The organism is Campylobacter sp. BCW_6873 (genome assembly GCF_001762365.1).
Classification (GTDB): Bacteria; Campylobacterota; Campylobacteria; order Campylobacterales; family Campylobacteraceae; genus Campylobacter_D; species Campylobacter_D jejuni.
On sequence record NZ_MJWS01000050.1, the window covers coordinates 74,915 to 88,410 of the forward strand.

The following is a 13,496-nucleotide window of genomic DNA, read 5'->3' on the forward strand; positions in this document are numbered from 1 at the left end:
TATTCTAACATAGTAAAATAAAAAATCCGCTTAATCCTTAAACAAGGTCTTAGCAAATTCGATTGCTTCATCACTAACAAGCTCTCCACTTACCATCCTAGCAAGCTCTTTAATTCTTTCTTCTTGATCAAGCTTTTTTACCTTGCTTTCTTCGCCATTTTTTTCAACTAAAAAATGATTATGCGCCTTAGAGGAAAGTTGAGGCAAATGAGAAATAGCAAAAATTTGATAAAACTTAGAAAGCTCCTCTAAAACCTTGGCTATACTCATAGCCTCTTTTCCGCTTAAATTTGCATCGATTTCATCTAAAAATAATATCCCTTTGCCTGCATTTAAAATTTTACATTCTGTGGCTATAAAAGCAAGTCTTAAGCGATTTAATTCACCCGAACTTAAATTTTTTAAATGAGCTAAATTAATATCTAGCATCATCTCATCTTTGCCTAAAATTGAAATTTTTTCATTTTCTTTAAGTGTCAAACTTGCGTCTTTCATATAAAGATCTTTAAGATAATTATTTAAACATTTTTCTAATTTTTTAAGGTTTTTCTTTCTTGTTTGAGTTAAAATTTGTGCTTTTTCTTCTAATTTTTGTTTTAATTCTTGAAATTTTTTTTCAAGTTCTTTTTTTTCAAAACTTAAATTTTCATAATGTTCTAGTTCATGTTTCTTTTGCTTTAAAACTTCTAAAGCATTTTCTATGCTTTCATAACGCTTGATGAGATAGGATAAATTTTCAATGCGATCTAAAAGCGTCTCCACATCAAAATCCAAATCTTCCATTTTTTGATTTTCACAAATCACGCGTAATTCATTTAAACATTCACTAAAAAAACTTGCATCAACTTCGCTTAAATTTAAAGCTTCAATAACAACTTTTTCAAGCTCAAAAATACGCTCTGCCTTACTCCAAGCTTCTTCTAATTTATCTTTTTTAGAAAGCTTTTTTTTAAGTATTAAAAGCTCTTCATACTCACCTATTTTAGGATTAATGCTTGAAATTTTTTCAATTTGCACTCTAGCTAATTCTTTTAATTCTTCTACTTTTTTTTCTTCTTCTAAAATTGCATTAAGCTCATTAGAAATTTGACTATAAGCATTAAAATCTTTTTTAAAATCTTCTAAAAAGGAAATAAAATTTGTATTTTCTTGCATTTCTAAGGCATCTAAGAGATTTAAAAATTTTTCATTTCCAAATTCGTTATTTTCCTTTGCGCTTAAATACTTAATAAAAGTTTTACTTAAATTTTGCAAACTTTTTTTCGCTATGCTTTGATTGTTAATAAAATATTTTGTGTTTTTTTCTTTTAAAAGCTTAAAAACATTCTCCTCTTCGCTTTCTATGCCAAAACTTTCTAAATCTAACTTATCATCTAGTTCTATTTCGACAATTTTAGCCTCACTTTCACTCAAAGAAAATGCGGATAAAATTCCTTTAAACAAAACTGATTTTCCAGCTCCACTTAGGCCTGTAAAAACGGTAAGCCCTTTAGAAATTTCAAGCTCAGCCTTTTTAAAACCAAGATTTTCTTTCATAAAAATTCTATTTATCATCAATTTCCCCAGTGTAATTTTTCTTTTAAAATTTGAAAATAATCCCTATTTTTTGGGTGAATTAAAGCCACATTTTTATCACTTAAACCCACTTTTATACTTTTAAAATCATTCATTTTATAATTTTCTTGCCCATCAATACAAAGTATGCAATCCTTTGCCATAATCTCTATTTCAAAACCTTTTGGCAAAACAATAGGGCGTTGTGTTAAAGAATGAGAACAAACAGGAGTTAAGATAAAAGCTTGAGCTAAAGTATAAACTATGGGCCCATTTGCACTTAAATTATAAGCTGTTGAACCCGCAGGAGTTGCAACAATAAGCCCATCTCCAAAATATTCATTAAATTTCTTTTCTTTTCTAAAAACTTCTATATGAGCCATAGAAGCTTGATTGTTTTTACTGATGACCACATCGTTAAAAGCTAATTTTTCTAAAATTTTTCCTTGCTTATCTTCTAAAAAAACACTTAACAAATAAGGCTTTTCTATTCTAAATTCTCCTTGAAAAAAAGCTTGAAAAAAATTTTCAGCTTCATCAACTTTAAAATCTGTTAAAAAACCTAAATGTCCAGCATGAATTCCTAAAACTGCTTTATCATATTCACAAGCTTTACGACATAAAGAAATCAAAGTTCCATCTCCACCTAAAGAAATAACAAAATCAGATATTTTAAACAAATCATCCAATCCATACTTTGGCAAATCTAAAATTTCAGAACTTTCTTTAAACAATACAAGCTCAACTTTATATATAGATAAAATCGATTGAAGTTTTAAAATTTCCTTATCTAAACTCACATTGGGTCGTGTAACAAGTCCGATTGTTTTAATATTTTTATGATCTATTTTATTTTGCATAAAAAATTATATCAAATCTTAGCAAAGCAAAAGAATAAAAATACTATAATTTTGCTCATTATCTTAAAAAATCTTTTTCAAGGAATAAATTTGCGAAGTCATTATAATACAGACTTGGGAATTTCCCATGTTGGTCAAAGCGTTAAACTTTGCGGTTGGGTAAATAGCTACCGCGATCATGGTGGAGTTATTTTTATAGATTTAAGAGATAGAAGTGGTATTATCCAACTTGTTTGCGATCCAAATGATAGCAAAGAAGCTCATGAAATCGCTTCCAATGCAAGAAATGAATTTGTACTTATTGCAGAAGGTGCTATTCGTCCGCGTGGCGAAGGACTTGTAAATCCTAAATTAAAAACAGGAGAAATCGAAGTAGTTGTTTCTAAACTTACCATAGAAAATGAAAGTGCCGTACCTCCTTTTGCTATCGCTGATGAAAGTGTAAATGAAGAATTACGCTTAAAATATCGCTTTTTAGATTTAAGAAATCCTAAACTTTATAAAAATTTTGCCTTGCGTTCTAAAGCTTGTATAGCAGCTAGAAATTCTTTGGCAAATATGGGATTTTTAGAAGTTGAAACCCCTATTCTTACCAAAGCTACTCCCGAAGGTGCAAGAGATTATCTCGTGCCTTCTCGTGTGCATCAGGGTGAATTTTATGCTCTTCCACAAAGCCCTCAGCTTTTCAAACAACTTTTAATGTGTAGCGGTTTTGATCGTTATTTTCAAATCGCAAAATGTTTTAGAGATGAAGATTTAAGAGCTGATCGCCAACCTGAATTCACACAAATTGATGTTGAAATGAGTTTTTGCGAACAAAAAGATGTAATCAATGTAGCTGAAACTTTTTTAAAAGATATTTTCAAAGCTTGCGGCAAAGAAATTCAAACCCCTTTTAGACAAATGCAATACAAAGACGCTATGGAAAATTATGGCTCTGATAAGCCAGATTTAAGATTTGATCTTAAATTTATTGATGTGATTGATATTTTTGCTAAGTCAAATAATGAAATTTTTGCAAATATTGCCAAAGATACAAAGAAAAATCGCATCAAAGCCATACGCGTTCCAAAAGGCGATACTATTTTTTCAAAAAGACAAATGCAAAGATTTGAAGAATTTGTGCGTAAATTTGGTGCTCAAGGCTTAGCTTTTATACAAGTTAAAGAAGATGGGCTTAAAGGTCCACTTTGTAAATTCTTTAGCGAAGAAGATTTAAATGAGCTAAGCAAACGCTGTGAACTTGAAGTAGGAGATGTGGTATTTTTCGGTGCAGGAGCTAAAAAAACAGTGCTTGATTATATGGGAAGATTTAGAATTTTCTTAGCCAACGAGTTAAATCTTATAGATCCAAATGCCTTAGAATTCTTATGGGTTGTTGATTTTCCTATGTTTGAGCAAAATGATGATGGAAGTTATTCTGCGATGCACCATCCTTTTACCATGCCAAAAAATATCGATGAGACTGATTTAGAAGAAATTTCATCTATTGCTTATGATGTAGTGTTAAATGGCGTTGAGCTAGGTGGAGGTAGTATAAGAATCCATAAAAACGATATTCAACAAAAAGTATTTAAACTTTTAAATATCGATGAAGAACAACAAAAAGAAAAATTTGGTTTCTTGCTTGATGCTTTAAGTTTTGGTGCTCCACCACATGGAGGTATCGCTATAGGACTTGATAGACTCATCATGCTAGTTACAGGAGCAAACAGTATAAGAGAGGTTATAGCCTTTCCAAAAACCCAAAGAGCGCAATGCTTAATGACAGATGCACCATCGCCTGCTAGCAATGAAGCAATGAGAGAATTGGGAATCAAATTAAGGGAGAATATAAAATGAAAGAATTGTTTTTAATCATAGGTGCACCGGGTAGTGGAAAAACTACCGATGCTAGTTTAATCGCACAAGCAGATGCGACAAATATCACACACTATTCAACAGGAGATCTTTTAAGAGCTGAAGTAGCAAGTGGGAGTGAGCTTGGAAAAACTATAGATAGTTTTATATCCAAAGGCAATCTTGTTCCTTTAGATGTTGTTGTAAATACTATAGTTTGCGCACTAAAAGCTGCTCCAACTAAAACTATTATCATCGATGGCTATCCAAGAAGCGTAGAACAAATGATGGAATTTGACAAGGTTTTAAGTGAGCAAAATGAAATTTGTCTTAAAGGTGTTATAGAAGTAAGAGTAAGCGAAGAAGTTGCCAAAGAAAGAGTTTTAGGCAGAAATCGTGGTGCAGATGACAATGAAGAAGTGTTTTATAATAGAATGAAAGTTTATACAGAACCTTTAAATGAAATTTTAGATTTTTATCAAAAGAAAAAACTTCATTTTATTATCGATGGGGAACGCACTATCGAACCTATCGTTGCAGACATGAAAGAACTGATTAAAAAAATTCAAAGTATATAAGGAGAAAAAATGGATTTAAGCAAAATCAAAATCGGAGATATTCCAAATAAAATCAATGCCGTAATCGAAATTCCATACGGCTCAAGCATCAAATACGAAATCGATAAAGATAGTGGTGCTATCATGGTAGATCGCGTTATGGCTAGTGCGATGTTTTACCCAGCAAACTATGGTTTTATTGCCAATACTTTGGCTGATGATGGTGATCCTGTGGATATTTTAGTGCTTAATGAATATCCTATCCAAGCTGGAGCCGTGATTCCTTGTCGCTTAATTGGTGTTTTAATCATGGAAGATGAAAGCGGAATGGATGAAAAACTTCTTGCAGTTCCAAATTCAAAAATAGATGCAAGATATGACAATATAAAAACTTACACGGATTTACCACAAGCAACTTTAAATAAAATCAAAAATTTCTTTGAAACTTATAAAATTTTAGAGCCAAACAAATGGGTTAAAGTGCAAGATTTTAAAGATGAAAAAGCTGCAATTGAAATTTTAGAAAAAGCAATCAAAAACTACAAATAATCCTAGCCCTTCAAAGGGCTAAACTCAAGGAAAACTCGCAATGAAAAATATCGTTTTAGGTGGTGGTTGTTTTTGGTGTGTTGAAGCCGTATTTGAACGCCTAAAAGGTGTAATCGATACTGAAGTTGGATATAGCGGAGGAAATCCAAATCCTAGCTATGAAAGCGTGTGTAATGGTGATGGTAACATAGAAGTTGTCAAAATAAATTACGATGAAAAACAAATCTCTCTTCTTGAAATCTTAACGCTCTTTTTTAAAATTCATGATCCAACAAGTATAGATAAACAAGGTGGAGATATTGGTATACAATATCGCTCAATAATCTTTTACGAAAATGAAGAAGATAAAATTTTAGCTCAAAATTTCATCGAAGAACAGCAAAAAATATTTAGCAAAAAAATAGTTACTAAAATTTCAAGATTGCAAACTTACTACAAAGCTGAAAACTATCATCAACATTATTTTATAAATAATCCCAATCAAGGATATTGTCAAGCTGTAATAGCTCCAAAACTGCAAAAAATACAATCAGACTAATTTCATCTTTTTAATTTCAACTTTATTCACAGCCTTTTCACGCTGTGATTTTCTTTTCAAAGTACTTAAAAATAGAACTTTAAGCTTTAAAATAAAGAAAAAATTATTTATTGTTTTTTAAGTTTTTTTATGAATTTGTATTTAAATGTGAATAATTTTATTAATTAACATAATTTCCTAAGCTTAGCTATAAAAAATCCATCATAGTCTAAGCTTGGTAAAATCCGTCTACATTTTGAAATTTCAGCAAATTCTTCACTTTGCCCTGCTTTAGCCTCAACATTTTCCAAATCAATATCTAAAAGCTCTAATTTAAACTCGCTTTTTAAAGCATTCTCTATCACTTCTTCATTTTCTTCCTTGGTAAAGGTGCAAGTACTATATACAAGCTCTCCGCCTATTTTTAATGCCTTTAAAGCAGAATGTAGAAGTTTTTTTTGAGTTTTTGCAATATTTTTGATTTCTTTATAACTTTTTTCCAAATCAAAACCTATTTTAGCAAAAGTTGAACAAGGTGCATCAAGTAAAATTTTATCAAATTTTAAAGGACATAAATTGCCTATATTTTTACCATCTTTCATAAAAACTTTAGCATTCACGCCGTAATTTTTAAGATTTTTTTGCAAAATAAAAAATCTATCCCTACTCATCTCATTGCAAGCTAAATAACCTGTATTTTGCATAAAATTTGCAAGATTGATACTTTTGCCACCCGGAGCTGCACACATATCAAGAACACTTTGCCCTGCTTTGACCTCTAAATTTAAAGCACACAAATAAGAAGAATAATTTTGTATATAAAAGTACCCCTCATTAAAAACTTTCATAGAACTTAAGATGGCTTTATCTTTAGCGTCAAACAAATAACAATAAGCATTAATCTTTTTAAATTTTAAATTTTGTTTTAAAAATTCTTTTTCTAATTCTTCAATGCTAATTTTTAAAGTATTTGCAAATACACAAACATTTTTTTCTTGAGTAAAAGAAGATAAAATATTTTGCATTTCATCTTTGGTATAAAGTTTTTCTATTCTAGAGAGCAAAATAATCCTTTATCATGATAAAAGCAGATAAAGAGTCTAATTTACCATCTTTTTTGCGTGTATTGGCTACACCGTATTCTAAAGCTTCTTTACTTGTTCCACTTTCATCTACAAAGCAAATTTCTTTATCAAATTCAAGCAAAGAAACAAAATGCTTAATGCGTCTTGTCATTTCTTCTTCACTTGACCCACCCTTAGGAATACCTACAATGAGTAAAGAAATTTCATGTATTTTAAGTAAATTTTTAATTTCATTAGCGGCTTGATTGCGATTTTTTCTTAAAACTGCATCTAAAGGCAAAGCGATCTTTTTATCTACGCAAAGTGCTACACCTATGCGTTTTAAACCTACATCTAAAGCCAAAGCTCTCATACTAAAACCCTTATAAAAAGCCCTTCTATGGAAATTTTTCCCTCAAGTTCGTATTCATAAACTTTTTGTCCATAAATTTTTAAAGCCTCATCAACACTCACACCTTTTTTGCAAAACTCTAAAAATTCATCTTGATTTATATCTATATTTGCAAACTCACTTACAAATTCTTTAAAATCACAGATTAACTTTGCTTTATTTTCCTTTAAAAGCAAATTAGTCCCTGTGCTTTCTCCTAGTCTTTGCGGTAAAACATATAAAGGCTTATTAAGCTCTAAAGCAAGCCTTGCACTTTGCATAGAACCACTTTTTATATCTGCTTGTGCAACCACAACAGCCTTACTTAAAGCAATAACCAAACGGTTTCTTAGTAAAAAGTCATAATTTTTTGGCAAATAATCATCTTCGTATTCACTTAAAGCTAAAGCATTTTCATAAATTTGTTTAATGATTTTTTCATTAGTTCTTGGGTAAATTTGTTCCAAACCATTGGCAAAAATACCTATAGTATTTGGCATAGCCGCCATACTTGCGGTGATATCCACACCCAAAGCACCGCCACTTACCACGCAAAGATGAGCATTTTTAAGCATACTCGCTAAGGAAAAAACACAATTTTTTGTATAAACACTCATACGCCTTGAACCTATAATAGCGATTTTATCTTGTTTTAATAAAGATAAATTTCCTTTATAGTGTAATTTTTTAGGAGGCTTTTTTAAATCCTTAAAAAGTTCTAAAAATTCATCAGGCAAAATTTCACTTGCCATAAATTTCACTCAAATACACAAGATCAACGCCTTTTAACAAATCCTTACTTTGCTCTAAAGCTTTAAAAGTATTTTTCCTAGGATGTCCTATGGCTATAACAAAACCTTTTTTTTGTGCAAGTTTTACTGCGCTTTGAAGTTGTTTTTTAACATAATTAACATCATCTTCATTATCTAAAAACACATCTCTTTGTATATAAGGCATACTGAGTTCTTTAGCGATTTTATTTGCCTTAGAATTTCCTATAGTTTTAGAATCTACAAAAAATATATTTTGATTTTTTAAAGCCTCGTAAAGCTTTCTCATAGCTTCTTCATTGCTTGTAAATAAACTTCCTGTGTGATTATTGATATATCTTAAATCCTTAAAATCTTTTTTAATTTGCTTGATTTTTTTAAAAATTCTTTCTTTGCTATCATTTGGATTTAAAGTATCAAGCTCGGGTTTATTGTAATTAATCGCTGCTAAAGGTAAATGCACCATATAAAAATCAAATTTTAAAGCAAGTTTTGGCGTTTCGCTATGGTTTTTATCTGGCGGAAAAAAAGAAGGATTTAACTTTAAATTTAAAGCTTTTAAACCTCTAACCTGACTTGCATTTGCCATATCGTCGATAATAATAGCAAGTTTTGGTTTTTTAGAAATTTTATTTAAATGAATATCTTCATCAAAAGTTAAATTTTGATCTTGGGTTAAATTTGTATCTTTTGGAATAAAATTTTGTTCTAAACTCTGATTTTGCTCTAAACTTAAATTCTGCTCCACGCTGCTTAAATTTTGCTCATTTAAACTTGTATTTAAATCATCAATTTCTTGAATTTTTTGCTCTAAAATACTTACAGATTTATTATTATCAAACTCATTCTCTTGAAAAATACCAATTTCATAATGATCTTTGTTTAATGAAATTAAATCTTCTTGTTTATCAACAAAATAATCCGGCTTAACAGAAGAAACATCTTGGGAATTTTGATATTTTACTAAAATTCCCAAAGCTAAAGCTATACAAAGTAAAAAAAGTATAGCTATGATTAAATAACGCTGAATTTGAACTAATTTTTTCTTTGACAATGTTTAGTTCTTATCTTTATCTACTAATTTTTTAGCACTGATCCAAGGCATCATAGCACGCAAATTGCGTCCTGTTTTTTCTATCAAAGAATCATTCATATTTTTGCGTTCTGCATGCATTCTAGCAAAACCTGCACGGCGTTCTAAGATAAAATCTTTTGCAAAAACACCATTTTGTATATCTTTTAAAACACCTTTCATCGCTTTTTTAGTCTCTTCAGTAATAATCTTTGGCCCTGTGATGTAATCGCCGTATTCTGCAGTATTTGAGATAGAATAACGCATATCTGCAATACCACCTTGATAAATCAAATCCACAATGAGTTTCATTTCATGCAAACACTCAAAATAAGCCATTTCAGGTTCATAACCTGCTTCAACTAAAGTCTCAAAACCTGCTTGAATCAAAGCACTAAGTCCACCACAAAGCACGGCTTGTTCACCAAAAAGATCTGTTTCTGTTTCAGCTTTAAAGGTTGTTTCTATAATACCTGTGCGTCCGCCCCCAATCGCACTTGCATAACTTAAGGCTAAATTTTTAGCATTTTTACTTTCATCTTGATGGATGGCTATCAAGCAAGGGGTTCCACCTCCTAAAGTAAATTCATTTCTTACTGTATGTCCTGGTGCTTTAGGTGCTATCATGATAACATCTATACCTTTTGGAGCAACAATTTGACCATAGTGGATATTAAAACCGTGCGCAAAAGCTATAGCCTTGCCTTCACTTAAATTTGGTTTTATTTCGACATTAAAAATATCTGCTTGAATTTCATCAGGAGCTAAAATCATAACCACATCTGCTGCCTTAGAAGCTTCACTTACACTCATTACTTCAAAACCAGCATTTTTTGCTTTAACAGCACTTACACTACCTTCACGAAGTCCGATAATTACATTTACGCCATTATCTCTTAAATTCATCGCATGAGCGTGTCCTTGAGAGCCAAAGCCTATAATTGCTACTTTTTTTGATTTGATTAAATTTAAATCACAATCTTTATCATAATATACTGTAATAGCCATATTCACTCCTTAAAAATTCAAAAATTAAAGGTATTATTATAGCAATTAAAGTATAAATTTCATATTTTTTTTATAAACTTTATGTAAGAATTTTACAAAAAATCATAAAGTATCAAAAGTGAAAGAATTTTTAAACAGTCTTAGTTATGGTATTAGCTCTCACGAAGCAAGCAATGAATTTAAACAAATTTTAAGAGAGCTTTTAGCCAATCACATCATCAAAGAACACAAAAACAAATACTATCTTAACAATGGTTTTGCCTTTGGGGTGCTTGATATTTCAAGCAAAGGTACAGGTTTTTTACAATGCTTTGATGAAAGTTTCAAAAAAGATCTTTTGATAGAAAACAAAAACCTAAAAGGTGCAAACTATAAAGATATAGTTGCAGTAAAACTTCTACCTTTAAAGAAAAAACGCCCCAGTGCAAAGGTGATTTTAGTTCTAAAAAGAGCCAATGAAACCTCTTTAGTGATCACCAAAAGGTATGGCCAAGCCGTGCTTGGAATGAATATCAAAACAGGATTAAGCACTGCCTTAAAAGCTTCTCAAAAATCCTTAAAAGCACTACCTTTAGGGACAATTTTAAAAATAGAAAATGAAAATAACAATATCATAGAAGTTTTAGGGCATATTGATGATGAAAGTATAGATGAAAAAATCTCCTTAGCTCTTTTTAATAAAAATAACGAATTTAGCGACGCTTGTATCAAAGAAGCTCTAGCAAACGGTGATAGCGTTGATGCGAGTATGTATGAAAATCGCATGGATTTAAGAGCCTTGCCTTTTTGCACTATAGATCCTATACATGCAAAAGATTTTGATGATGCGATTTATTTTAACACTCAAAAACGAGAAATTTATGTAGCTATTGCTGATGTTAGCGAATATGTTTATGCTTATAGTGCTATAGATAAAGAAGCAAGAAATCGTGGATTTTCTATTTATTTTCCGCACATTGCTATACCTATGTTACCTCGTCCTTTAAGTGAAAATATCTGTTCTTTAAAACCTCATTTAGATCGCTTAGCGTATTGTTTTAAAATCACGCTCAATCATGAAAATAAAGTCATCAAAGAAGAACTTTTTGAAGGTATTATCAACTCAAAACGCCGTTTTAATTACGATGAAGTTGATGAAATTTTGGTACAAAAACCTGATTTAAAAGAACTTTCATGGCTTTATGAGCTTTTTGAAATCACAAAAAATTTACGCAAAATGCGTCTTAAAAATGCCTTTGAATTTCGCACCGAAGAATTAAGAATGAATTTAGATGAAAATTTAAGTCTAAAAAGCACAGTTTTTGAAAAAGACACGCCTTCGCATAATTTGATCGAAGATTGTATGCTTTTAGCCAATAAAGCCGCAGCAAAACTCATAGATATAGGTATTTTTAGAAATCACTTAAGTGCTGATGCAAGAAAAATCGATAAACTTTTAAATGAATTACGCGAACTTGGAATCGATGTAAATTTTAAGCCCAATCTTCCTGAACTCATACGCGACATACAAGCTTTAGCCGATGAATTAAATTTAAGAGCAGAAGTAGATAAACTCATCATCAAAGCACAAAAAAAAGCGGAATACTCTAGCGTAAATGCGGGACATTTTGGCTTAGGTTTTGATAAATACTCACATTTTACAAGCCCTATAAGAAGGTATTCTGATCTTATTTTACACAGACTTTTAAAAGCCAAACAAAAAAACGATGAAAAACTTTTTAATTATCTGCTTTTAAACATAGAAAGCACTTGCGAGAGTCTTAGTACGCTTGAAAGAGAGGCGGATAAGGTTGCTTTTGATTTTATGGATAGAAAATTTGCTAGATGGGCAGCTAAAAATATAGGCAAAAAATTTAAAGCTTTAGTTGTGCAAAATGATGGAGCTTGCATAGCCAAACTAGATGATGAAATCAAAGGAGCGGATATAATCCTTTATGATACGCGTGTAAATTTACTAGAAAGTGTTGAAGTGCAAATCATGGAAGCGGATATAGTTATGGCAAAAATTTATGCTAAAATCACCCAAAGACTTATAAAGGAAGAAAATGTATAGAAAAGAGCTTCAAACCCTGCTTTCTAAAGATTCAATACCTAATTTTTTCTTTCTTTATGGAGCAGATAATTTTCAAAGCGAACTTTATGCTGAATTTATAAAAGAAAAATATAAACCCGATGAAACTTTAAAACTTTTTTTTGAAGAATACAACTTCACTCATGCAAGTGATTTTTTAAGCGCAGGATCGCTTTTTAGCGAAAAAAAATTATTAGAAATTAAAACCTCTAAAAAAATTCCAATAAAAGATCTTAAAATTTTAGTCGAACTTTGCAAAAACAATGCGGACAATTTCTTTCTTTTAGAATTTTATGATGAAAGTTCAAAGCAAAGTGACATAGAAAAAATTTTCTCTCCTCATTTTGTAAGATTTTTTAAAGCTAACGGAGCTAAAGAAGGCGTGGAGCTTTTAAGCATAAAAGCAAAACAACTAAGGGTTGAAATCACTCAAAATGCTTTATTTACTCTTTTTACAAGTTTTGATGAAAACTTGTATCTTGCTGCAAGCGAACTTAATAAATTTAGCGGTTTAAGAGTAGATGAAAAAACCATAGAACAATACTGCTATAGTTTAAATACAGGAAGTTTTGAAAGCTTTTTTGATAAAATTTTAAAAAAACAAGACTTTAAAAGCGAACTTGAAAAAATTTTAGATAATTTTAATGAAATTGCTTTAATCAACTCTTTATATAATTCTTTTTATCGTTTATTTAAAATCGCACTTTATGCTAAAGTCAATGGCAAAATTGATTTTAAAGAGCTTTTAGGCTACACTCCACCCCCTCAAGTGGGACAAAATTTAAGCTCTCAAGCCTTTAGTTTAAAAATCGAACAATATAAAGAAATTTTCACTCTTTTACTTAAAAGCGAATACGAACTTAAAACCAATCCTAAACTCGTAAAAAAAGAATTTTTGATTTCGAATTTGCTTAAACTTGCAAGGATTTTAAAAAGTTAATTTTTAATCTTCAATCCTCTTCACTTCTTTTTAATCGTCTTAAAATAATTTAAAATGATTTATTGTTAATCTTAGCTGAGTTTTTAAAATACTTTAAAAGAATGATTGTAATCTAAAAAGAGTTTAACAACCTTAAAAACATCCATCCTAATAATTTTAAAATTATCAGGATGAAATTTTTAACAAGTAGGAGAGTAAACTAATTAAACTAAGGTATGATCTTTTATAAGATTACCAAAGGTAATTAAACTGAGCAAATCCTGTATGGGTATTGCCATCTTTATCAAACATTCCATTATAGTTT

The 13,496-nt window shown here is 30.4% G+C and carries 13 protein-coding genes and 1 pseudogene; 6 read left to right on the forward strand and 8 right to left on the reverse strand.

Going from position 1 to position 13,496, the window contains the following annotated elements; translation table 11 throughout:
- Positions 1 to 30: 30 nt before the first annotated feature.
- Positions 31 to 1,554 carry an AAA family ATPase gene (locus AJ932_RS03205; protein WP_002856955.1) on the reverse strand — a complete coding sequence of 508 codons (1,524 nt, stop codon included), beginning with the start codon at positions 1,552 to 1,554 and terminating at the stop codon, positions 31 to 33.
- Positions 1,554 to 2,414 carry an NAD(+) kinase gene (locus tag AJ932_RS03210; protein WP_002855276.1) on the reverse strand — a complete coding sequence of 287 codons (861 nt, stop codon included), beginning with the start codon at positions 2,412 to 2,414 and terminating at the stop codon, positions 1,554 to 1,556. The genes AJ932_RS03205 and AJ932_RS03210 overlap by 1 nt, the downstream gene beginning before the upstream one ends.
- A gap of 90 nt (positions 2,415 to 2,504) precedes the next feature.
- Here AJ932_RS03210 and aspS point away from each other — a divergent pair, with 90 nt between their 5' ends.
- Genes aspS through msrA form a run of 4 tightly spaced genes read left to right on the forward strand, consistent with a single transcriptional unit; the run spans position 2,505 to position 5,897 of the window.
- A complete protein-coding gene (gene aspS / locus AJ932_RS03215) occupies positions 2,505 to 4,256 on the forward strand; it encodes an aspartate--tRNA ligase (RefSeq protein WP_070278470.1) in 1,752 nt (583 codons plus the stop codon).
- Complete coding sequence (locus AJ932_RS03220; RefSeq protein WP_002855137.1) at positions 4,253 to 4,831, forward strand: adenylate kinase; 579 nt, start codon at positions 4,253 to 4,255, stop codon at positions 4,829 to 4,831. Before aspS ends, AJ932_RS03220 begins: the two co-directional genes overlap by 4 nt.
- A gap of 9 nt (positions 4,832 to 4,840) precedes the next feature.
- Positions 4,841 to 5,359 (forward strand): inorganic diphosphatase, encoded by a 519-nt coding sequence (gene ppa / locus AJ932_RS03225; protein ID WP_002855031.1) that lies wholly within the window; start codon positions 4,841 to 4,843, stop codon positions 5,357 to 5,359.
- 40 nt (positions 5,360 to 5,399) lie between these two features.
- Positions 5,400 to 5,897 carry a peptide-methionine (S)-S-oxide reductase MsrA gene (msrA, locus tag AJ932_RS03230; RefSeq protein ID WP_002855174.1) on the forward strand — a complete coding sequence of 166 codons (498 nt, stop codon included), beginning with the start codon at positions 5,400 to 5,402 and terminating at the stop codon, positions 5,895 to 5,897.
- Positions 5,898 to 6,061: 164 nt separating this feature from the next.
- On the opposite strand, the gene AJ932_RS03235 is transcribed toward msrA, so the two are convergent.
- The 5 genes from AJ932_RS03235 to ilvC are packed head-to-tail and all read right to left on the reverse strand — an operon-like array spanning position 6,062 to position 10,181.
- A complete protein-coding gene (locus AJ932_RS03235; protein WP_079860623.1) occupies positions 6,062 to 6,901 on the reverse strand; it encodes an RsmB/NOP family class I SAM-dependent RNA methyltransferase in 840 nt (279 codons plus the stop codon).
- Between the two features lie 28 nt (positions 6,902 to 6,929).
- Complete coding sequence (gene ruvX / locus AJ932_RS03240) at positions 6,930 to 7,313, reverse strand: Holliday junction resolvase RuvX (protein WP_002871352.1); 384 nt, start codon at positions 7,311 to 7,313, stop codon at positions 6,930 to 6,932.
- Positions 7,310 to 8,083, reverse strand: coding sequence for a DNA-processing protein DprA (locus AJ932_RS03245; RefSeq protein ID WP_070278464.1), 774 nt, complete (start codon positions 8,081 to 8,083; stop codon positions 7,310 to 7,312). The genes ruvX and AJ932_RS03245 overlap by 4 nt, the downstream gene beginning before the upstream one ends.
- The gene (locus AJ932_RS03250; RefSeq protein ID WP_070278466.1) at positions 8,073 to 9,155 is read right to left on the reverse strand and encodes a divergent polysaccharide deacetylase family protein; all 1,083 of its coding nucleotides are present in this window, start codon (positions 9,153 to 9,155) and stop codon (positions 8,073 to 8,075) included. Before AJ932_RS03250 ends, AJ932_RS03245 begins: the two co-directional genes overlap by 11 nt.
- A gap of 3 nt (positions 9,156 to 9,158) precedes the next feature.
- On the reverse strand, positions 9,159 to 10,181 hold the full coding sequence (gene ilvC, locus AJ932_RS03255; RefSeq protein WP_070278468.1) for a ketol-acid reductoisomerase: 1,023 nt from the start codon (positions 10,179 to 10,181) through the stop codon (positions 9,159 to 9,161).
- Between the two features lie 118 nt (positions 10,182 to 10,299).
- Between ilvC and AJ932_RS03260 the strand changes: the two genes are divergently transcribed.
- Positions 10,300 to 12,234 (forward strand): RNB domain-containing ribonuclease, encoded by a 1,935-nt coding sequence (locus AJ932_RS03260; RefSeq protein WP_070233148.1) that lies wholly within the window; start codon positions 10,300 to 10,302, stop codon positions 12,232 to 12,234.
- Positions 12,227 to 13,192: a DNA polymerase III subunit delta gene (locus AJ932_RS03265; protein WP_044794329.1), complete on the forward strand. Its 966-nt coding sequence runs from the start codon at positions 12,227 to 12,229 to the stop codon at positions 13,190 to 13,192. Before AJ932_RS03260 ends, AJ932_RS03265 begins: the two co-directional genes overlap by 8 nt.
- 231 nt (positions 13,193 to 13,423) lie before the next feature.
- On the opposite strand, the pseudogene AJ932_RS11015 reads toward AJ932_RS03265, so the two are convergent.
- Positions 13,424 to 13,496: pseudogene (locus AJ932_RS11015) on the reverse strand (autotransporter outer membrane beta-barrel domain-containing protein); the annotation flags it as partial.